Consider the following 21,976-nt stretch of genomic DNA (forward strand, 5'->3'; position numbering starts at 1 on the left):
GCGAAAATTGCATTTTTACAAGGGACTTCGATTTAAAAGAGGTTACATCACAATTAATTGTGGCGGCACAAATGGATACCAGCCCGATATGAGATTTGCGAGGGATGCCTCGACTGATGAATGGCGGATTGTCAAAAATAAGTTTATCAAGCTTAATGACGGAAATTAAATATGCTTTCCCTCATACTCAGCAGCGAAATCACGGAAAAGGATCTGTCGGGGTCGGCGATATGGCAGGTGGGACTGAAAGATGGTATCTACCTGGGCATACTGAAAGAGGATGGCTCGGTGCTGGACTGGGATTTTGTAAACAGATTTTGCGGTAATGGGGATTAGAAAGATGGCTATGGACTCAACTGACAGCTAGCTGCAGGGTAATCTTGACTAATAGGCTATTGTGAGTGATGCTAGGTAGCATAATAGAAAAAGCTGAACGTGCTGTTCAGCTTTTTTGTATTTATGATCCTGAGGGTATCTATTTCAGGTGTTCTATTTCTTCGATACGGAGGCCTGTGATTTCCAGAATATCCTCTTTACTAAAGCCTTTACCCAACATTTTACGGGCCGTCTCAAGGGCTTTTTTACGTTCGCCTTTAGCCTCCCCTTTTGCCATTGCCTCCTTTTTTGCGAAAGCAATTGTATTGTTATAGTCTCTCTTCCGATCTAAGCTGGATATATATGCCATCTGTTCTGCAGGCGATAAGTTTGCTGCGACCCACTACCCCGCACTTTCCTCCGCAGCGAGAATAGTTTGCCACCTCTCCTACCTCAAAGATACGAGAGAATATTCTTTTGTCCAAATAGTTAGGTAACTCATCGATCTCGTTGAGATGCTTCATCAAGTACATCCACTGATCCATAATGGTTGATAGTTCAGTCTTTGACTTATTAAAATTGGGCAATACGAGCATCTTGTAGCTCAGCTTTTCATAGAGAACCTCTTGGTCAAACTGATCTACGATCTTGGCACTGTAGTAGTGTTTGGCATCATTGGCCTTGTCCAGCTGAAAGCCCAGTACTGCTACGAAATATACCGGTGGCAATTCATATCCATTGCCCTCAGCTCCTTTCTTGGCTAGACGGCTGATCGTGCGTGAGGTATAGGTGACGGCACGGTCGAAAAAGAAGTCTTGATTCTGTAACTGCATCTCCACAAGGAAGTGTTCACCTCCATCCCCTATACAGCGTAGATCAAAGACGACCTTGCGCTCGCTGCTATGCTCGCCATCTTCCTCGACATTGGCATAATGGAGGTCTGTAATGATGTGCTCGCCCTCTAGTAGGCTGTTTAGAAAGTTGATGAGGTTGATTTTGTTCTCCTCCCGGCCGAAATAGTGTTTCCAGCCAAAGTCACTAAGAATTTCGATGTACCGGCTTGTTTTGATTCGTCTCTGCATAATATGGAAGTTTACTTTGAAACAGTATGTTAATTCATAAAGCAAACCTCCATAAACTAAAATTATTAGCCGTACGTTAACCGTTTATATCCGTGTATAAACGGATATAAACGGATAGTGAAGAGTCGTCTTTTGTGGGCAAAAAGTAACCCGGCAGTCGTTGGACACGGTGCAGGACTGGGATTTTGTAAACAGATTGTGCGGTAATGGGGATTAGAGCGACATAGCTACCATTAGCTTCCGAAATAGGAAATGTGATGCGAGTAAAGTTGTCGAGAAACTTGAAACACTCTTTATCATAACTTTCTAAGATCCTCGGTACTCCCGATCCCAATTGCTCTACCAATTCTAGATCCCTATATACCCGCATCAACTCTCGGTTTCTAGGAAACGAAACACCATCGAAAAACTCTTCTTCGCTCAATCCCTCAGGCAATATCCCTGCTGAGGTTATTTCTATTCTGTCGGCTATCTTCTTAAGCTATCCAAGACGTATTGTTAAATAAAGGAATGAATTCAGTGTTATAGGTACTTTACTCTTTAGCACTCGGTTTTTCAGCCATTGCAATCAATGACTCTGCGGTAAGCAGAAAAATACTTTTCTTCGAAATAGATCCAAGCGCATAACCAGCGTTAAAAAGAGCGGGTACCATGGAATCATATATTCTCTTTGTCTTCATTACCCTACGCTTCACAGCTTCAATTTTATCCGACGATGCGTAATAGATGTCTATCAAATAGAGTAGCCGCTCCTCTTCTTTGGTATACTCTACACTATCCCATTCATCGATAGCCTCATCCAGTGCTAAAATCCACAAGCATATTTTATTGTACTTTTGCTGTTCTACATAATCTGCATCAGCTGTCAATTGCTCAATCTCCACTAGAAGCAGTAGTGAAAGGTCATCTCGTTGGTAGGCGTGATCTATAACTCGGATAAGATCGCTTTTTTTAAAATCTCCGTTATCTGTTATAGTAAGCTCATCGACCATGTGTTGCATCAGCAGATGGTAAAGTTCAACCACTTTTGGAGTTTTGTCGATTTCGCCTCCTTCTTTAAAATGTGATAATGGTTTGAACCCAAATTCGTCCTGCATATATTGCTCTAGGATAGCTGATCCTTTTCTGGTCCCATCCAGTTTGTCCAAAGGCAGATTAATATCTGGGATAAACATATCCAGTATTTGGCCAAACTCCCTCATCTCTAGATCACCGACATAGGGTTGTCCGGTATAGCTTGTGTAAAAATCAAGCTGATCCATATGGGGGTCTCTTAGTTCAAAGGACTGGTCGCATAAGGTAATGATGGCTTTTACCACAATAGCCTTCTCTTTGTCGGTCAAGTCGAATCTTTTCATTTCCTCCGCTAACTTTTCAGCCATCCAGAAATAGGACTCAGAAAGAATGTCAGCAGACTTGCCCATGACGCTATGATAAGACTTCGCTATATTTTTCATAACTGCATTATACTCGGCTCTATCTTCTTTCCGCTCTTCAAATTCTTTTTTGCGCTCATAGAATTCGGCAATCAACCGATCTCTTTTAAAATAACGTTTGTTACTCTCTACTCTTAATTTTTGTTTGTCCGTAAGCTCATGGTCATCCAAAACGGAAAAAGCACTGTCATGCGTCCGCCGTAACGTATCTGATGGAAATGGCTCTACCTCTACAGCCAAGCCCATGGATTGGAGTAATAGACACTCACATAAATGAGTATAACGCTGGTCGCTGGTATGGTAGTCCCTGACTTCGTGCAATATAGCGTCAATAAAAGCGAGTCGGCTCTCGTCGGCATTGCCGATATAGAAATCGAGTATGCCGAATGGAGATAAAGTGACTTGCGCAGCAAGTTCTGTCAATAGTGGGAATCGGTGTGACATCTCTAAAAAGTGACTGGACCGAAAATGTAACGTAAAAAAATCTGATTCATATTGCGGCAGTTCACAGCAAAGAATATGATCATTTTGCCAAAATAAAGAGCATTGCCCTTCAATATAGGGTCTGCTGTCTTGCTCTTCAACAAATTTCATCTTTAAATCTCCGTACACTTGTATATGAAAGCTTACTACAGGCTGTGCTGGAATAGTAAATATTTTCTGTTCTGCTTCCGTAAAACACATGCACTGTTGCAACAGGACATTTTTACCTTCAACAGTATGGCATTTGACCCAGGAATCTCCGAAAATGTGTTCCTGAAAATTAACAGCAGGATCCTGACATGGGGAACTGGAATCTCTCCCAATGTTTGGCAACTCTGGTTTATCATGGAGATATACTCTTAATTTTGATTCGTGGTTTAATAATTGTTGGCCCATAATGTTATCGATAATTTAAGCACTATTTGTCAATACATACATATTTGTATATGAACATATTAAGTTAGCAAAAATTAATCAGTATGCCGAAATAGAAAAAGCTGAACGTGGTGTTCAGCTTTTTTGTTTTTATGATCCTGAGGATATCTATTTCAGGTGTTCTATTTCTTCGATACGGAGACCTGTAGCTTTCGCTATTTTGTCTAAAGGTATATCCATATTCTTCAGATTTAAAGCGGTCTCAAGTGCTTTTTTACGTTCGCCTTTAGCCTCCCCTTCAGCCATTGCCTCCTTTTTTGCAAAAGCAATGGTATTATTTATGAACGATAAAGGAATGAGTATATTAGAGGCGTGAACTAACATTAAATATGATAGATGCATTCTTTTTTTACCTTGTATTATTCGCGCCTTTTATCACTTTATTAGGCCTGATCATATTTGGCATCTATTGGATACTAAAGAAAACGGGGCATAAAGTAGCCGGAGCGATTGTTTCTTCAATCCTGGTACTAATGGTATTGTTTGGGGCTATATTCTTCGTTTTTGAGGACTCTTTTTTCTCCAAATCTGATGTAACCGAACTATTAAGTAAACATAACATCGTGATGAAAGATGACTTTGAGATTCTCTCCAACAAAACTGGCGGATTTAATGATTACAGCCATTCATTAGAGCTTGCTATCTCAAACAATGATAAACTGTCGTTCATAAATCAAAGAGCATGGAGTACATATGCTGGAACCACACCGATGCATCTGCCCGAATTGGCAAAGGACAGGTATGAAGGTGATACTCTGAAGGTAAACTATATGTTGGATGATCGTTATATCTATACGGTCTATCAACCGAATGGAAAGGGAATCACACCGACATTCATAACGATTAGTGTGTCAAAGCATGACAATATATTGAAGTATGAAGAGATACTGGATTGAGATATTATGAAACTTTGAATTATTGTAATGCTTTCATTGCAGATAACCGCAATCGATAGCTAACTGTAGGTCAGATACTGTAAGTGGTCTATATATTGGCTGTGGTCTACCTATTAAAAACCTTAAAATGGTAGGTAATATCCAATCTCCTTCGTTTGGGAAATAGTCTGCGAAGCGAAAATCGCACATATCGACAGTGAATCTGTCCTGGAACCTATCGAAAAATTCCGCCGCATCATCGCCATAGAGATCGAGATCGTGAAATAATCTTGTGCTCTCCGTAATATGTAGATCTGCTCCACAATAATCTTGCAAAAGCTTAATCAATTCGACATTCATAATGATAAATTAAACCAACTTTGCTACCATGATAAGGAACTGGATAGGTCTTCCCACCCTTCTCATAAATGTAATGAGGGAGAGAGGTTATTATTTAACAATTAGTTTAATAATTCCCAATAACCAGATCTATCGCTTCCAACACGTCCTATGACTTTATTTTCCCTTAAGCTCCGTATATGCTTATCAATAGCCGTGGTGCTGATTCCAATATGTTCGGACATAGATTTCTTAGATATCCTTGGGTTCGCCATTATCAGCCGTATTATTTCTTGTTGACTTTCTACCAACCCATCTACCAACCCATCTACCAACCTGACGTAGCGACCACTAGCTTTCGAAATAGGAAATGTGATGCGAGTCCAAGGCTTATATAAAACTAGAATACTTAAAATAAATTGCTGATACTTTTGTATTTGCAAAATTTATTTATAATTTTGTATTGTTCATTCCACCATGTTAGGGGAAATGAATTTCGAAGTCCGATATATCCCGATATATATCGGACTTCGCGGTTATAAGACATCCATAATTCTGTTTGCCATTTTTTGCTCTATCTGCTTGAAACTCCAACTTTCTGACAAGTAATAAGCAGAAATAAAATAGTAATCTTGACCCGATCGCTGTGGTTCCAAAATAATGATGTATTTCTCCTCTTCATCATACAGGTAGGTCCGCAATACATTACCTCTGTCGGGTATACGATCTAAATGCGAAAAAACATGAATTTTGTCGGCCAACCTCTCTTCTATATGGAATCTAATCCAGTGCAATCTGACAGATCTATCGTGGTCAAACACTTCTCTAGATACAGATTTACTCTTTTTGTTCTCTTTAACCTTATCTGTTCTAAAGGTTAAGTGCTTGAAGAGAACATCCATATCAATCATACCTTCTTTCTTAATAGGACGGATAACTTTGTCTCTAAAACAAAAACTAGAATTATCAACAATATCTCTGTCAAAAACCGCTCGCAAGGATCTTAATCGGGCAGATTCATTCAAATGCCCGAATTCTAACAACGCATTATATTGCTTGAGTAGGTTAAAAGCCATGAGAAAGATCTATAAAAAATAAATTGAACTTATCTTCATCTCGACTAGTGGACCTGGTCAGGTTATGTTGTGTATGTTTCTCTATTTTTGCAATAATGTTATTCTTGGCTGTGACTCTATTTAATCCTCTAATCTTATAATTTAATGCTCCCATAAGTACATCAGTCAACTGCATAAGTTCACTTTCATAGGATCTAATGATCTGTAGATTACGGACGCTTTGGTAATCTCTGCATAAATAACTCTTCAAACTCTTTGCCTTCTCATAGGAATGAGTGTCTTTGATATCTAAGTATATATTGTAATCGTAATGTGGATGTATCTTCTTGTTAAGTAGCTGATAATACATCTTATCATAAAAATCATTGTGGGATTGATTGTGCGCGGTATGGTTTAATTGTGCTTTGTCTATTATAATAGCTCTAAACTGCAACTCGCTACTGAAGAAATAGTCAATTAAATCACTGTAAAATGGATATTGAGATTTAGATAGCTTACTCCACTTCATTTCTCCTATGTAATGATGTCTAATCTTCATTTCACGTATACGCTGATTATGCGATTTGAGATAATGATAGGGAGTGGACACATACGAAAGTATCATATATGGATGTCCATCATTCTCAATATGTGTACTCTCATCACAGTAGAAGTTAAAAGTTTTGCCCATACTGTACAATTTATTATTTAAGAATAACTGGTTTTACAAAAGGTTCTTACTTAGAAGAGTTAAGAGGCTACTTTACTCTGTTATATAATGGGAACAAGCTGAAATGTAACTTTTTCAATTAGGTTATATATTGTTGTTATATAATTTTACCTTTGAAAACTCAAAAAACACATTCTCAGGCTTAGCCTGCCCGAAACGCTGCTACTGCAAATAGCGGCGTTTCTTTATTTAAGTACAAAGCTATATTGTTTTTATTCAGAGAGGTAGTCATACTTTTCAACATTCAAAAAGGAAACCCACCACAGGATATACACTAAAGATGTTAGCATTCTTTAAACAGCTGATAAACAGCAGTTAACCTATGTTGATAACTTTAAGATTGCAATTCCAAATCTAAGGAAGGCATCCATTTATAAGCTAATAATTAGCTACTTATATCATAAAAAAAACAACGATAAAGCTAGAGCTGAAAAGGCATTATTGATGATCCAACAGCTGTATGCCGTAGAACGGAAAGCCAGGCAGGAAAATCTAAGCGCAGAGCAGATCAAACAACTTCGGTTGGCCGAATCCTTACCTGTGATCAACGAGCTGGGAAAATGGATCTTCCAGGAGATAAAAAACACACTTCCTAAAAGTCAGATTGGAAAAGCAATGGCTTATGCATACGCCAGATGGGATGCGCTATCAGCATACCTGTATGATGGAAATCTGCTTATTGATAATAATCTTGTCGAAAACGCCATTCGCTCGGTTGCGTTGGGCCGAAAGAACTATCTCTTTGCTGGAAGTCATGAGGCCGCTGGGCGTGCAGCTATGATATACTCGTTCTTCGCTATCTGCAAAAAGCATGAGGTAACCCCTTTCAAGTGGTTAAAGCATAAACTGCAAAACATCATGTCAATAAACCATAAAAACTTAAAGGATCTTTATCCTCAGAACTTCAAAAAATCAGCTGACCTGTAGTTCATAGGACCGATACAGTTGTACTTAAATCATCGATTATTAAAAATACTAGAGAACAAATAGATTTCATTAGCAATTTGTCTTGCTATTCGGACTTTGTAGTTATATCGGGATAGGCTATGGTAGATTCCTATCTCACCCAATGACAGGGAAGGATAACTCTTGTGCTAATAACGAAGCCCGCTTTCCCAGACTAAATTTTATATGATATAGAATAGAGTTAGGCTCTGAAAGCGGATTTGAAGAGACAATACTCAAAATTCATTGAGCAAAGTGGTCTACACTAGGCATTTAAATTATATTTTTCATACTACCACTTTAGGAGTAATGATTTTCGAAGTCCGATATATCCAGATGTATATCGGACTTCGCGGTTATATAGGAATAGTAACCAGCCAAACTGATAGAAGAATGTCAGAAATTAGTTTAATAATTCCCAATAACCCGATCTATCGCTTCCAACACGCGTTATGTTATGACTTTATCCTCTCTTAAGCTCCATCGAGTCTAATATAAAAAATATTTTATATGACACTTTACACACTCATTATTAAAGCATTTTAAACTTAAAAGTGATTTAAATCTCAATTTTCTAACAATGGCTTAATCCAATCTGCAGCGGAATTTCCTTTCAGAAAGTATTCCATCCACTGCCATATTTTATAATTTAAGTCCAAACGATTTTCTTTTTTTGAAATACTATGTCCCTCATCAAGATAATTAAGGTAGACAGCTTTTTTATGAACTCGTTTAAGACCATAAAAATAAGAACGTACTTGATCTGGTAATACATTTCCGTCCAAACTCCCTCCCCAAAGCAAAAGTGGTTTTTGCACCTTCTTGACATGGTAAATAGGTGAAGCTTCCAAATAACCTTGCCAATTATCAAATAAACTACTATTCATACGTGTTTGTTGACGCTCTTCCCTCGCATAATCTGCATGATTTTCGTTAAAAATTTTAAATTCACTCAAATATTTTCTTGGAATATCAATAATAGGTACCCCAACTATTGCTGTTTCAAACAGATTAGTTGTCCCCATAAACAAGGCAGCTTCATACCCTCCAAAAGAATGTCCTATGAGCCCAATATGTTTGCTATCAATTTGCGGAATAGATTTTATATTACTCATTAAGTTCTCAATACTTTTAATTGCTGTTTTTTGTGAATCATTTACTTTATATGCCAAATCGGGTTGTAAAACAAAATAACCATTGTGTAAATAATGCATATAATTAAAGCCTGTTCCATCCATTAAATGAGGTATATCGTCCTCTCTAAAATCATATGAAAATTTTTCATAAACCCGAACAACCATTGGATATATTTTAGTAGAATCGTACTCTATGGGATAAAATAAATAGGCATTTAATTCTTGCCCATCAACTGTATAATGAAGCAATTTCTTTTTTAGTAAAGGGCGACTCCCTGTTTTCATGCCTTTGCTTGCATACTTTAAATAAGATTTATTTCCTTTTACTTCATAAATTTTTAAAGGCTCATTGTAGCCTGATGTAGTATACACCACCCTTTTACTGTCTTTAAAGTCTTTGATTGTAAAATCAGATTGTGCAATAATTTTCAATTTATTTCCTGAGATGACTCCCAAACGAGTGGTATAATCTTTCATTGAAATTCCTCTTACCAAAAGTGGCTTTTTCAAATCTATAGGACGATGAAAAATACCCCCCCATAATGATTCCCCTAAAATCCAAAGAGGTTGTGCTTTCAGCTCATAATTTATATGATCAGCAGCTCCATTGGTTAACAGCTGTACTTTGTTTTTAAAGATATCCCAACTGTACAAATCATATTCAGATTTCACTATAAAAATACCTTTTTGAAAAGTAGGAGTAATTCTGTCCTTCGGTAAATCAGCTAATTTATTGTATTTTCCGTCACTTAATTGTACATTAGATTCAAATGGAGCTTCTTTAATTTCGTGTGTAGACAAGTTTTCACTTTTCCATCTTCCTCCTTCAAAATAGAGAATATAATCTGTATTTATATCATAATAATAATTATTGTCTTTTTCATATTGATTAGCGATAGGTACTTGATAAGCTCCATAATTTTTCACTAACTGCATCGGTAATCTAACATTGGTTAACGTATCCACAACATTTAATGCGTTATCATACAACATAAAATCACCACCTTTAGTTAAAAATTTTTGTGTTTGATACGGTTTCTTTTTATCCGGTTCCCAAGTCCATTTTTTTTCTTTCACATCATAAATACCTAATTGTAAAAATGAGAAAGCTTTAGGATTATATTGATTGGTATAACTTATTTCTGCTAATTGATTTTTATTATTTTCTAAAGCAAGCTTAAATAAAATATAACGACCTTCTCTTATTTCAAGATTTGTAACATAATCTTCCGTAAAAAGAAATTGAATTGGAGGAATAATAATTGATTCATTAATTTTTTGAGAATCTTTTTCTTGTTGAAATAATCGTAATTTGTCATTTTCCTTCTTCAACCCTATCCATTCAGAATTACTTTCATGCAACCAATCTATAGCAGGAAAATTGATTAATTGACTCATTCTATTTTGTTTGAGGTCTAAAACATTCCACACAGCATCAATTCTAAAATATATTTTCTGGGATGTAAAATCGATTCTAGTATTCTTCAAATGTTTTAAGTGGTGATTGACCAAACCATTTGCATTAGTGATAATCATTTCTGACTGATCAATCGGTTTTAATATAACCATATGATTAGATGGAAAATGAATAAAATTTACGATGCCTTCAAATTTCTTTTTCTTTTGCGTATTCAAATTTTCAAACACCACCTCTTGGTTAGGCAATTGATACACTAAAACTGAATCAGTTGTAAATGTAAATAAAGATGCTTCTGATAATAATCTAGTTGTATTTTTTAGTAAAGAAACAAGTTCATATTCTACTTTTTCTTCTCCATATACATGTCGTACTACTACCCAATCCAAATTCGGACTTTGAGTATGCAACGAAGTCCTATGATATGCTTTGTAAGAATCACTAAACTCTTTGATGGTTTGAGCTATAACAGGGCTTAATTGACCAAGCAATACAAAGAAAAGAAGTAAAATTTGCAAAATTATTCTAGTAACCATCATTCTGTGGTATTAAATTTGGATTCAATAAAAGTTCGCTTTCTGGGAGTGGTAATAATACAAAAGTTGATTTCCAATTAGATTTTATACCAATCATTTTAGCATCTAATAAATTCATTCTTTTCAAATCAAAAAAGCGTGCACCATATTCTGTAAATAATTCATGTTGACGCTCCTCTAAAACACGCTCCAACAATTGTTCTTTCGATCCCATTGGAACAGCTGTCAAACCTGCACGTGTTACAATTTGATTCAAATACGCTAATCCATTTTCCAGTTCTCCTTTTTGAATATAAGCTTCTGCACGATTAAGAATCGTTTCTTCGTTACGTAAAATAATCGAATATTCATTCTGACCATTTGCTGTCGAATACTGTTTGTATTTGTACGAATAGTAATACTTTTTTCCTGTAAAATCAGCTTTTGTACCTATCCAGTTTTGAAAACGAAGATCTCCTGTACGAAATGTATTGACAAAAGATGGTTGCAGAGCCACAATATAAGGTGGTGCAAAAAACATAATATAAATACTCGCCTCATATGTGGTTGCTGTCGCTGATGCTGGAGCATATTGCCAAATAGTAGACGCATTATCTTTTAGATAGGCTTTACTAATATCTTGTCTCAATTGAAATGATTCACTTTGAGCTAAATTAGCAGTAACCTTAATCACATCATCCCATCTTTTTTGAAGTAAATACAATCGTGATAATACTAACTGAGTTGCTTCTTTTGATGGTATAAATCGATTACCTACCGTTGTATTAACGGCTAATAATTGCTGAGCTAGTAATACATCATCTTCTATTTTTTGATAAACTTCTGCAATCGTATTCTTAGAAACATGTTGTGTTACTTTATAGTCACTTGTAGCAATAAAAGGGATTTCACCATAGCTTTGAACCAAATACAAATGCAACAATCCACGAATAAACAAAGCTTCTCCTTTCAGTTGATTCTTTGTAGATAAATCTATCGAATTCGAATTTTCGACTCCTTCAATAATCCGATTGGCTTGGTAAATCTGATTATAAGTTGTTTGCCATAAATCTTTAACTGCTGTCGCATTTGGATTTAAATTTAACTGATAAAATTGATCTAATGTAGTGTTAGGTGTTTGATAAGAAACCAATTCATCAACATAACACCCTAAATAAACTCCTCCTCCAAGAAAACCTCCAGATAGAAAACCACCTTCTTTTAAAGACTGATAAAGCCCTGCTAAAGCTGATTGGGCTAATTTATCGTCTTTGAATACCGTTTCTTGTGTGATTTGATCTTGTGGCAGATCGAGATCTATAAATTTTTCGCAACTCGAACACAATAATACGAATAATAGAATTATATTTTTCTTCATTGTTAATATGTTAAATTAAACCCAAATGACCATGTACGTAAAGCAGGTGTATACCCGGAAAGATTAAATTCAGGGTCTAGCCCTTTGTAATTAGTTGAAGTCCATAAATTTTGTCCTTGAAAAAAGACCGATCCTTGAAAGCGTTTAAAAGTTTTTCGAGGGAGTTGATAACTAAATTGTATATTTTTGAGACGGATGTAATAAGAATCCATCACACCAGCATCACTCAATCTGAAATTAGCATTAGCAGTATTCAATACACTACTAACACCATTGGTTGGTTTTTGGTAGCGAGCATCGGTATTTGTAGGTGTCCAATAATCCAAAAATTCAGTACCATAATTTCCTATAGTGCCCAAATTACCCATCATTGAGACGATATTCTCTCTGGTTTGAGACGAAACTTGCATTAAAACATCCAACTGAAAATTCTTGTAATGGAAAGTATTTTGAAGTCCACCATACCATTTCACACCTAATTCTTTAACAACTGTACGGTCGTTGGCATCCAATTTTTCATCATTGTTCACATCTTCAAATTGATAAACACCTGTAACGGGATCAACTCCTAAATAGTGGTACATCTTTTTTAAGACCATCGATTGACCAATTACTAAAGTAGAAGCATAAGTAGAAGCTTCTAAATTTGGAAAAGAGATTAACTTATTTTGAGGAACACTAAAATTAAAAGACGATTCCCATTGGAAATTACTATGTCTTATCGGCTTAGCACTCAACGTCAATTCAACTCCTTGATTCTGAACAACTGCATCCAAATTTGCTTGTACAGAAGTAAAACCTGTTGTAGTTGGTAATGGAATACCGACCAATTGATTACCCGAACGATTGCGGTAATAGGCTGAAGTAAATTGAATTCGATCCTGTAAAAATCCCAATTCCATCGCTATTTCAAATTTACGTGTGGTCTCCCAACCATAATTGGCATTAAACAATCTACTTGGTGTTATTCCTTGCGTTCCATTATAAACAACTGTTGTAGAATTATAAGTATCATAAAATTGATAATTGCCTATATGATCACTACCAGCTGTACCATAACTTGTTCTAATTTTCCCAAATGACAACCAATTAGAGTCTTCTAAAAATTTTTCATTCGAGAATACCCATGCTGCACCTACAGCACCAAAGTTGGCAAAGCGATTATTTGGTCCAAAACGACTCGAACCATCGCGACGTCCAGTTAAATTGATGTAATAACGATTAGCGAATTGATAATTGAAACGTCCATAAATAGCTGTATAACGATAAATAGTTGAAGCATCACGTGTTATTTTAACAGTTGTTGCCGCGCCCATATTCTCAATGAATTCGTCTGAAGTAAAATTAGATCCATTTTGCATTAAATAATCAGCAGATGTATGTTGAAAAGTTGCCCCCACCAACGCTTCAATTTTATGTCTTTCCCATTTTTTTTGATAATTCAATTGAGGCTCAACCATCCAATTCTGTTGTTGAATATGAGAAGTAGATAAAGCAGAGCGTTCACTTCCATAATTGTAAATGGGATTATATAAAGTTTTAGGATAAATCATTCGCTCATTAGCATCATTAGACGTATAACCAGTATTAAACTGAAAGGCTAGCTCCTTTATAATTTTGTAATTTATATTCAGTTGACTAAGAAAATCGGTTTGATTGGTTTTGTAATTCTGTGTAGCAGCAGCCATGGGATTTGCAAACGTATTATTCGCCCAATTAATCGCGCCATTCCCTTCATATAAATCAGGTGCATTCGGTGCTATTGATTGGTAAATACTCATAAAATCTGTCGGAGGTAAAAAATTCTTTTGCAATGTATAAAAAGCACTCAACTGAAGTTTTAATCGTTTGTCTATACTTTCGTGAGAAAGATTCAACCCTATTTTCGTTTTCTTATACCGATAATCACCAGGGAAAATAGTGGTTTCTTTTTGATGACCACCACTTATCATAAATTGTGTTTGTGCACTCCCTCCTGATAAACGAATCTCATTTGATGTTCGGGCTGATCGACCACCTACAAAATAGCGTTGCCAATCGGTATTCTTTGTAGGATCCCATGCTCCATTAATATCGTATGCATTTGCTGGATAAGTTGTAAGACCATCATTAACGAAAGCATTTTTTCGCATTTCGAGATACTCAGAAGTCGACATCATCTTTGGAAGATTAGCCACCTCACCAATAGTATAAGATGTCGCATATTGAAGTGTCGTTTTAGCATTTTTTCCTTTTTTAGTGGTAATCAAAATCACCCCATTTGCACCACGTGATCCATAAATAGCTGTAGCATCCGCATCTTTTAAAACTTCAATACTTTCAATATCAGATGGACTTAAAAAATTTAATGGATTTGGATCATGAAAAGGTAAAACAGCTGATGATAAATTAGAATGAAATTCATTTTGACCATTCACTATAATTCCATCTATTACATACAAAGGCGTATTAGCATCTAAACCTCTTTTTAAGGCAAAATCTCTAATACTATTTCGTCCCCTAATTTGGATATCAAACCCACCACCTGCAACACCCGAATTTTGAACGATACTCACTCCAGCCATTCGTCCTTGTATGGCAGAAAGTACATTATTCACCGGCTGATTCTCTATTTCCTTTGCTGTAACACGTGCAATAGAACCCGTTCGTTCACGGTCTTTGACGGTATAGTACCCGGCATTTATCTCCACCTCTTTAAGATCTTCAAGGATAGGCTGTAAAACAATATCGCCCAAAACAGTTTTGGCATTGCGCTGAACGGATTGATAGCCTAAGTAAGAGATTTCTATAAGCTGACCTTCGGTTACATCTTTGAGTTCAAAATAACCGTTGGTATCAGTATTGGTCTGCTTGGTGGTTCGTTGTTTGTTTGCATCCAATACGTATATCGAGGCACCAGTTAAGGGTTCTCCTTTTTCATTAATAACCCTGCCCTTAACTGAAATTTGATCTCCTGCTGCATTTTCAATGCCCTGACGACCTTCGCTGGCACTAGTCTCCCTGCGCTTGATTGCAATAGACTGCCCTTTGATCTGATAGCTCAGTGCTAGGGGATTAAGCAGACGGTCCAGACTTTCTTGGAGTGTACTATTGACCAACTCAATGCTGATCGAATTCTTATCGCCGATAAGGTCATCGTTGTAAACGAAGGTATAAGCACTCTGCTTACTCAGTTCGACCAATACTTTTTGCAAGGACATCTGCTGTACCCGCAGATTGATTCGCTGTGCGTTAGCATCTGCAAATACGGCTGTCATCGACAAAAAGAACAAGAATAAAGTTAATTTCATGTAGTAAACGTATTTAGGAATCGATATTCTCCCAGTACGCTGTATGTTGTTGTTCATCATTTAAATTAGTTAGTCATGAACAATACAGCTTGGATACTCTAAAACAGCACAAGAAGGACTTGTAGCATTAACAGAGAATGTTTAAGTTTGTATTGCTCGGTTATTTATAAATGGATTACGCTCCTTTTATTGTTCCGACATCCTGCCGATCGTGTTTCCCCACGTCGGCAGTTTTTTTATGGAACAAACGCTAAAAAATTACTTTCCTACCGCTGTCACCCTCCTTCCTTCTACATTAAAATGAATGCCGGTTTCTAATGTGATAGCCTCCAGTACGGCCGAAAGCTTGGCACTTCGTGGCACTATAGCCGACACCTTACGGCCTGCATATGGCCCCATCTCAATTTGTACATCATACCAGCGCTCGATTTGCTTGCTGAACAGGCCAATCTCCTCATTCCGTAAGATGTACATTCCTTCTTTCCAAGCTAGTACCTGATCTAGATCCACTTCGTTTACTTTTATCCCACCAGTAAGCTGATTTTGAGCTTGCTGCCCAGGCTTCAGTACTACCTCGCGCCCCGTAGCTGACTGCACTACTCGTACACGTCCCTCACTGAGGGTGGTCCATATCATTCCCTTATCGCCATAGGCATTGATATTGAAATGCGTGCCCAGTACCTCCAGATGTTGCCCCTCGGTCTCAACGACAAAAGGCCTTGTCGCGTCTTTTGCCACCTCAAGATAGACTTCCCCTTTGACCGAAATCTGACGAGTAGCCTCTTCGAAAGCCGAAGGATAGCGAATCTCGGAGGCCGCATTGAGCCATACTTTGGTGCCATCTGGCAAAGTAACCTGATATTGCCCACCGACAGGAGTCTTTAGTATTAGTTGTACAGGGCGCACGGTGCGCGTCAACAGTTCACCGCCACGGTAACGCACTTCACCATCTTGATTGTCTATCCCCTTCTCCTTGCCATCCAGCACAAAGGTTTCTTCATTATCGAAAGTGAGGGTAGCACGATCTGTACCCGGTGCGATATCATCGGTACCTAGTATTGTTGTGATTTTGTCATTATCGATCACTTTATGGGTATACTGATAAATAGCCCATCCAAAGCCTAACACGATAAGAATACTGGCTGCAATACCTGCCAAAGGCCAATAACGGACTTTCGAAGGCGCTATATAGGCCTGCAGGTGGTCGAAAGTAACTTCGTCCACCTGTTTGATTTGCTGATCAAAAGGCCGGAGATCAATCTCCTCCTGCATAGCTTCTTCGATAAGCGCCTGCAGTTCCTGTTCTGAATGCGGCATGCCAAAATAGGCCAACAGCTCATCTACATCCTCCCGGCTATAGTCACCTTTGAGGTATCGTTCAAATAGTACTTTTAGGTTTTCTTTGTTTTCCACAATAATATAAGGTCTGTATAAGGATTACAACCTAGCAAGCAAAGTCGGGTACAAGAAAGTAAAATTTATTTTTTAAAGAGCGCTGACGCCAAGAGCGGCGGTCAGTAACACCCCAGCTAGAAAATCTGGATACTGGATCAAGGTTTCTCTGATCAGCTGGTTGGCGCGTTTGATCTGTGTATGCACCGTATGTACCGAGACCTGTAATTCTGTAGCCACCTCGTCGTAGGTCTTGCCGTCTAGCTTGCAGCGAATGAATATCTGCCGTTGCCTTTCGGGCATCCTATCAATGATCTGCTGCAGTATCTCCCTTTGCTCCTTCTGAAATAGACGAGTCTCTATCTGCTCGTACCCTTCCTCTAGTATCGGATAGAGGTAAGCTCGGTATTTCTGATCGTGGGTCGCCTTTTTGAATATATTAAACGATTTGTTGCTCGCTATGCGATATAGATACGGCATAATGGAACGATCTTTCTGTACATTGGCCCGGTTGTCCCAAAGCGATACGAAAGTATCCTGCACCACTTCTTGCGCGAGGTCTGTAGATTTAAGCAAGCGGATCAACAGTCCCGTGAGACGGTAATAATGTGCTTTATAAATAAGTTCGAACGCATCTCTATCCCCTTCTCTAAGTCGCAGTAGGAGTTCCTGTTCTTCGGAAAGGGACAATTCATTCATTCGTTATGTTGGTTAGTTCAATCACGAAGAAAAGAAATATTTAGGAAAATGTCAAACACCTAGGAACTATGTATGAATAAATCCATCTTTAGATGCAAGATTTACTATGTACTAAGCTTTAAATACCTAAGTAGAACTGCTGGTGAGAATGATGGAATGGTACCTCTCATGCAGGCATTACTGATATAGATCGTATGAGAATCGGAGATCTGTCCAGATGTATATCGGACTTCGCGGTTACATAGGGATAGTAACTAGCTAAACTGATAGAAGAATGTCAGAAATTAGTTTAACCCTTCATAGAGCTAACATCATTAATTCTCTTCATAATAATAGGAATAGTCAATTCCCTTCATAAACATCTCTCGGCTGTAAATATCGTCTGTAAGCGCACTTTGCAAAGCTACTTTTAGTGGTCGACTGTCTGTTACGCTCCTTACCATGGCATGATGATAATCATTTTTGGCGATCTTACTCCAATCTACACATTTTTTCAATTCTCGCTTGAACATAAGATCTAATCATATGCGTGTAATTCGTCCATTGCCTTCCATAAATGGGTGAGCAATGTTCATTTCTACGTACTTGTCCACGATTTGATCGAATGTATTCTCAGCCATGTCATCTATACTTTTTAAGGTGCCTGATAGAAACTGTGCCATTGCAAACTGAAATCCACCTTTAGCAATATTCTTGGTGCGGATCTGTCCTGCAAAATCATATAGAACGCCGAACAAATAGGCGTGTACCTGCTGTAAACCTTTGGTAGTGCCGACTTCTATACTATCGATAAAGGAGCTTTCGAATAAAGCATAAGCTTTATTTTTACTTTTGCCATCGATGGACTCGTCACTATAGGTGAACCACTCTATAAATCGGTTTGCCTTGACTGCGGGAAAGGTCTTACCCAATGCTATAATACCATCATAGTCTAATACATCTGATTTATAAAGTTTGCCATCTGCCGCTAATAACTTCAGTTGGGTAGTGGCACTAACCAACTGATTGTTCTCTTTCTTTAACTTCTCTTTGAGGTATTTCCAATAATTTCGGGTTTTGTTGTAGTCATTCTAATCGGTCAGTACTGCTACGATATCCAATACCGAAAACTACCATTTACTTTGCTGATCGTCCCAAATAGCGCGTACCTCACGGTCATCAAAAAAACGAATGGAAACTTTATTCATAATGATTAGTCCGTTGTTTTCAAACGCTTAACTTACATAATTTACCGCTGCTATGCAACAGGGGGTAGCATCTCTTCGGCGCTTCTTTGAGGGGTTGTTTAGTTAAAGATGCCTAACGTACTATTTGGATTAATATCAACTCCACAGCCTGTAGCTCTGCTGCCAGACGATGAAGCCTCTCTTCTTAAGCTGAGGCTGGCGGGGCTTTTTCAATCCTGATGAAGTTGTTGCAGCTGACACTGATTGATGCCTGTAATCTTATCTAAAGCAGTATTGGTGAAGATGCCTTTGTAGTAGTTAAAAAAACTCACCTTAACCGTGTATTCTGAGATGACAGGAAATTGACCGGGCACATCAAGCCGACTTTATAAAGCCTAATTGGTATATTGGTAAAAATATCGAATAAGATGACCTATTTATTATCTATTGAATAGTAAGAGTAACGAAATAGAAGTATCAAAGGCTGGTGATGTATCGAATAACTAAAGTTTTATAAAATTGGACTGGGGATATATATCTAAACATTGGATCGGTACGCTGGTGCTAGCTCCGATCCTGTCGCAAATTATAAAGGATACGGGAATAATCCATCGTGATAAAACTATCGGATTGTTCGAAATGTTGCCGGAGGCTTTACAGGCTGGTATGATGCTCTCCCTACCGACGCTGTTACTTTATCTTTTTGTCTACCATATAGCGGCTGGGTCTACGCTAAAGACGATATGGGTGAAGCTGATCGTAATTTTGTGGACTACGATAGGTATTTGTCTGACACTGTATCTGCTGGACTCTGGGCTTATCCTGCCTCTAGGTTCTTATTATATCATTGCTAGCGCTGTCTGCGGCTTGCTGCTTAAGATGAAGCGGATGCCGAAGGAGGAGGAGGATTGTGCTAATACATAAAAAGACAATCTTTAGAATTACTAATATTTTTAGCTTAAATGGTTTTTTATTCTTATCTTGGTCATAACCAAATAGCTAGATTATGGAGCAGCAGCCAGAAAACACAGTAGAGACGAGCAATGTAATAACATTAGCTAACGAATCTATAATGCATAATATTTTCAATATACGTGGAGAGAAAGTAATACTTGACTTTCATTTAGCTTCTCTTTATAAAGTCGAGAATCGTGTACTAAAGCAAGCAGTCAAAAGAAAAAAGAATAGATTTCCGGCAGATTTCATGTTCGAATTAACTAAAGACGAATGGAATGAGGTTATCACAATCTGTGATAACCTACCTAAAGGAGTTAAATTCAGTCCCACGCCACCGTTTGCATTCACTGAACAGGGCTTAGCTATGCTTTCAAGTGTATTAAACAGCGAATTAGCCATAGCGATAAACATCCAGATCATGCGGATCTTTACCAAAATGAGGCAGTTCTTAAATGATACAACGCAGATACATCTGGAGCTTGCGGATATGCGGCTCGCCATGGAAAAGCTCTCCAAAAAGCAGGATTCGCAGGGCAAAAACATAGATCTTGTATTTGAGTACATCGATCGCCTAGAGAATAAACTAGATAAGCCTCCCCTACCTGAACGTGATAAAATCGGCTATAAGGTAGGGAAAGAGGGATAAAAGATAGCTGAGGCTGACGGGGCTTTTTCAATCCTGATGAGTTGTCGTAGCTGACGCTGATTGATGCCTGTAATCTTCTCTAAAGCGGCATTGGTGAAGATGCCTTTGTAATAGTTGAGAAAGCTCTCTGCTAACCTTAATCGCTTGTTCTGAGATTATGGAAAATTGAACGAGTACGGCTCGGTGCTGGACTGGGAGTTTATAAACAGATTTTGCGGTAATCGGGATTAGAAAGATGGCTGTGGACTCAACTGATAGCTAGCTTCAGAAGATTCTTGACTAATAGGCTATTATGAGGGATGCTAGGCAGCATAATAGAAAAAGCTGAACGTGATGTTCAGCTTCTTTGTATTTATGATCCTAGGGATATCTATTTCAGGCGCTCTATTTCTTCGATACGGAGGCCTGTAGCTTTCGCTATTTTGTCCACCGGAATACCCATATTCTTCAGACTCAAAGCAGTCTCAAGTGCTTGCTCATGCTTGCCTTCAACAATACCTAATACACGTCCCTCTGCTTTTGCCTCTTTTTTTGCCAAAGCAATAGTATTATTATAGTCTCTCTTCCGATCTAAGCTGGATATATATGCCATTTGTTCTGCAGGCGATAAGTTTGCTGCGCCCCACTACCCCGCACTTTCCTCCGCAGCGAGAATAGTTTGCCACCTCTCCTACCTCAAAGATACGAGAGAATATTCTTTTGTCCAAATAGTTAGGTAACTCATCGATCTCGTTGAGATGCTTCATCAGGTACATCCACTGATCCATAATGGTTGATAGTTCAGTCTTTGACTTATTAAAATTGGGCAATACGAGCATCTTGTAGCTCAGCTTTTCATAGAGAACCTCTTGGTCAAACTGATCAACGATCTTGGCGCTGTAGTAGTACTTGGCATTATTGGCCTTATCCAGCTGAAAGCCCAGTACTGCTACGAAATATACTGGTGGCAATTCGTAACCATTGCCATCTGCACCTTTCTTGGCTAGTCGACTGATCGTGCGTGAGGTATAGGTGACGGCACGGTCGAAAAAGAAGTCCTGGTTCTGTAACTGCATCTCCACAAGGAAGTGCTCACCTCCGTCTCCTATACAGCGTAGATCAAAGACGACCTTGCGCTCACTGCTATGCTCGCCATCTTCCTCGACATTGGCATATTGGAGGTCTGTAATGATGTGCTCGCCCTCTAGTAGACTGTTTAGAAAGTTGATGAGGTTGATTTTGTTCTCCTCACGGCCGAAATAGTGTTTCCAGCCAAAACCGATTCCGACCTAGTCGGATGAGCTCATGAGTACCTTAAAAAACTTACTCTCACGAATAGTCGGCAAGAATTTCGATGTACCGACTTGTTTTGCTTCTTGTCTTAATTCGTCTCTGCATAATATGGAAATTTACTTTGAAATAGTATGTTAATTCATAAAGCAAACCTCCATAAACTAAAATTATTAGCCGTACGTTAACCGTTTATATCCGTGTATAAACGGATATAAACGGTTAACATTGGCATCGTGGTGCAGTATTTAAAGACTTAAAATTGATGGTTGGATCTGGAGACGACTTAAGTTGCTGCTATCTCCCGATAAATTTGATATCTTAGTACAATACTACGGTGTAAGCTATATATTATTAACTTATTATTCGGATGGCGACATTAAATGGAATCATACGCTCCTATCAGGCCAGTGCAA

At 38.0% G+C, this 21,976-nt stretch carries 22 protein-coding genes and 1 pseudogene; 5 read left to right on the plus strand and 18 right to left on the minus strand.

The features are described 5' to 3' along the window. The first annotated feature begins 171 nt into the window (after positions 1-171). Positions 172-336, plus strand: a complete 165-nt coding sequence (locus tag JKG61_RS22380; protein WP_202105239.1) for a hypothetical protein — start codon at positions 172-174, stop codon at positions 334-336. 139 nt (positions 337-475) lie between these two features. Here JKG61_RS22380 and JKG61_RS22385 read toward each other — a convergent pair whose 3' ends face one another. The 5 genes from JKG61_RS22385 to JKG61_RS22405 form a co-directional block, all read right to left on the minus strand. After that, positions 476-685, minus strand: a complete 210-nt coding sequence (locus tag JKG61_RS22385; protein WP_202105256.1) for a hypothetical protein — start codon at positions 683-685, stop codon at positions 476-478. Beyond that, a complete protein-coding gene (locus JKG61_RS22390; RefSeq protein ID WP_202105240.1) occupies positions 645-1,397 on the minus strand; it encodes an Rpn family recombination-promoting nuclease/putative transposase in 753 nt (250 codons plus the stop codon). Before JKG61_RS22390 ends, JKG61_RS22385 begins: the two co-directional genes overlap by 41 nt. 76 nt (positions 1,398-1,473) lie before the next feature. Then, complete coding sequence (locus JKG61_RS22395; RefSeq protein ID WP_317192434.1) at positions 1,474-1,869, minus strand: ATP-binding protein; 396 nt, start codon at positions 1,867-1,869, stop codon at positions 1,474-1,476. A 61-nt stretch (positions 1,870-1,930) separates the two neighbouring features. After that, a complete protein-coding gene (locus JKG61_RS22400; RefSeq protein WP_202105242.1) occupies positions 1,931-3,712 on the minus strand; it encodes a hypothetical protein in 1,782 nt (593 codons plus the stop codon). Positions 3,713-3,859: 147 nt separating this feature from the next. Further along, a complete protein-coding gene (locus JKG61_RS22405) occupies positions 3,860-4,075 on the minus strand; it encodes a hypothetical protein (protein ID WP_202105257.1) in 216 nt (71 codons plus the stop codon). Positions 4,076-4,080: 5 nt separating this feature from the next. Here JKG61_RS22405 and JKG61_RS22410 point away from each other — a divergent pair, with 5 nt between their 5' ends. Beyond that, positions 4,081-4,647, plus strand: a complete 567-nt coding sequence (locus JKG61_RS22410; protein ID WP_202105243.1) for a hypothetical protein — start codon at positions 4,081-4,083, stop codon at positions 4,645-4,647. A gap of 33 nt (positions 4,648-4,680) precedes the next feature. On the opposite strand, the gene JKG61_RS22415 is transcribed toward JKG61_RS22410, so the two are convergent. From JKG61_RS22415 to JKG61_RS22430, 4 genes are all read right to left on the minus strand, one after another. Continuing rightward, the gene (locus JKG61_RS22415) at positions 4,681-4,986 is read right to left on the minus strand and encodes a DUF1493 family protein (protein ID WP_202105244.1); all 306 of its coding nucleotides are present in this window, start codon (positions 4,984-4,986) and stop codon (positions 4,681-4,683) included. A 101-nt stretch (positions 4,987-5,087) separates the two neighbouring features. Beyond that, positions 5,088-5,408 (minus strand): winged helix-turn-helix domain-containing protein, encoded by a 321-nt coding sequence (locus JKG61_RS22420; protein WP_202105245.1) that lies wholly within the window; start codon positions 5,406-5,408, stop codon positions 5,088-5,090. Between the two features lie 93 nt (positions 5,409-5,501). Beyond that, positions 5,502-6,041 (minus strand): hypothetical protein, encoded by a 540-nt coding sequence (locus tag JKG61_RS22425; RefSeq protein WP_202105246.1) that lies wholly within the window; start codon positions 6,039-6,041, stop codon positions 5,502-5,504. After that, positions 6,031-6,711, minus strand: a complete 681-nt coding sequence (locus JKG61_RS22430) for a DUF3800 domain-containing protein (protein WP_202105247.1) — start codon at positions 6,709-6,711, stop codon at positions 6,031-6,033. Before JKG61_RS22430 ends, JKG61_RS22425 begins: the two co-directional genes overlap by 11 nt. A gap of 444 nt (positions 6,712-7,155) precedes the next feature. Between JKG61_RS22430 and JKG61_RS22435 the strand changes: the two are divergent. Then, positions 7,156-7,677, plus strand: a pseudogene (locus JKG61_RS22435) (IS66 family transposase); the annotation flags it as partial. A gap of 584 nt (positions 7,678-8,261) precedes the next feature. Here JKG61_RS22435 and JKG61_RS22440 read toward each other — a convergent pair. The 7 genes from JKG61_RS22440 to JKG61_RS23025 all read right to left on the minus strand — a co-directional run bounded on the left by JKG61_RS22440 (position 8,262) and on the right by JKG61_RS23025 (position 18,523). Beyond that, complete coding sequence (locus JKG61_RS22440) at positions 8,262-10,787, minus strand: alpha/beta hydrolase family protein (protein ID WP_202105248.1); 2,526 nt, start codon at positions 10,785-10,787, stop codon at positions 8,262-8,264. After that, positions 10,774-12,141: a RagB/SusD family nutrient uptake outer membrane protein gene (locus JKG61_RS22445; RefSeq protein WP_202105249.1), complete on the minus strand. Its 1,368-nt coding sequence runs from the start codon at positions 12,139-12,141 to the stop codon at positions 10,774-10,776. Before JKG61_RS22445 ends, JKG61_RS22440 begins: the two co-directional genes overlap by 14 nt. 2 nt (positions 12,142-12,143) lie before the next feature. Beyond that, positions 12,144-15,431: a SusC/RagA family TonB-linked outer membrane protein gene (locus tag JKG61_RS22450; RefSeq protein WP_202105250.1), complete on the minus strand. Its 3,288-nt coding sequence runs from the start codon at positions 15,429-15,431 to the stop codon at positions 12,144-12,146. A gap of 258 nt (positions 15,432-15,689) precedes the next feature. Then, positions 15,690-16,844, minus strand: coding sequence for a FecR family protein (locus JKG61_RS22455; RefSeq protein WP_202105251.1), 1,155 nt, complete (start codon positions 16,842-16,844; stop codon positions 15,690-15,692). A 72-nt stretch (positions 16,845-16,916) separates the two neighbouring features. Further along, positions 16,917-17,522 carry an RNA polymerase sigma factor gene (locus JKG61_RS22460; RefSeq protein ID WP_202105252.1) on the minus strand — a complete coding sequence of 202 codons (606 nt, stop codon included), beginning with the start codon at positions 17,520-17,522 and terminating at the stop codon, positions 16,917-16,919. A gap of 314 nt (positions 17,523-17,836) precedes the next feature. Then, positions 17,837-18,034 carry a hypothetical protein gene (locus tag JKG61_RS23020; RefSeq protein WP_237249585.1) on the minus strand — a complete coding sequence of 66 codons (198 nt, stop codon included), beginning with the start codon at positions 18,032-18,034 and terminating at the stop codon, positions 17,837-17,839. Positions 18,035-18,043: 9 nt separating this feature from the next. Further along, positions 18,044-18,523: a Fic/DOC family protein gene (locus JKG61_RS23025; RefSeq protein WP_237249586.1), complete on the minus strand. Its 480-nt coding sequence runs from the start codon at positions 18,521-18,523 to the stop codon at positions 18,044-18,046. Between the two features lie 684 nt (positions 18,524-19,207). Here JKG61_RS23025 and JKG61_RS22470 point away from each other — a divergent pair. Continuing rightward, complete coding sequence (locus JKG61_RS22470; protein ID WP_202105253.1) at positions 19,208-19,612, plus strand: hypothetical protein; 405 nt, start codon at positions 19,208-19,210, stop codon at positions 19,610-19,612. A gap of 82 nt (positions 19,613-19,694) precedes the next feature. Continuing rightward, positions 19,695-20,291: an ORF6N domain-containing protein gene (locus JKG61_RS22475; RefSeq protein WP_202105254.1), complete on the plus strand. Its 597-nt coding sequence runs from the start codon at positions 19,695-19,697 to the stop codon at positions 20,289-20,291. Positions 20,292-20,661: 370 nt separating this feature from the next. On the opposite strand, the gene JKG61_RS22480 is transcribed toward JKG61_RS22475, so the two are convergent. Continuing rightward, positions 20,662-20,883, minus strand: coding sequence for a hypothetical protein (locus JKG61_RS22480; protein ID WP_202105258.1), 222 nt, complete (start codon positions 20,881-20,883; stop codon positions 20,662-20,664). Continuing rightward, positions 20,843-21,553: an Rpn family recombination-promoting nuclease/putative transposase gene (locus tag JKG61_RS22485; protein ID WP_202105255.1), complete on the minus strand. Its 711-nt coding sequence runs from the start codon at positions 21,551-21,553 to the stop codon at positions 20,843-20,845. The genes JKG61_RS22480 and JKG61_RS22485 overlap by 41 nt, the downstream gene beginning before the upstream one ends. Between the last annotated feature and the right edge of the window lie 423 nt (positions 21,554-21,976).

Source organism: Sphingobacterium faecale, assembly GCF_016746095.1.
GTDB classification, from domain to species: Bacteria; Bacteroidota; Bacteroidia; order Sphingobacteriales; family Sphingobacteriaceae; genus Sphingobacterium; species Sphingobacterium faecale.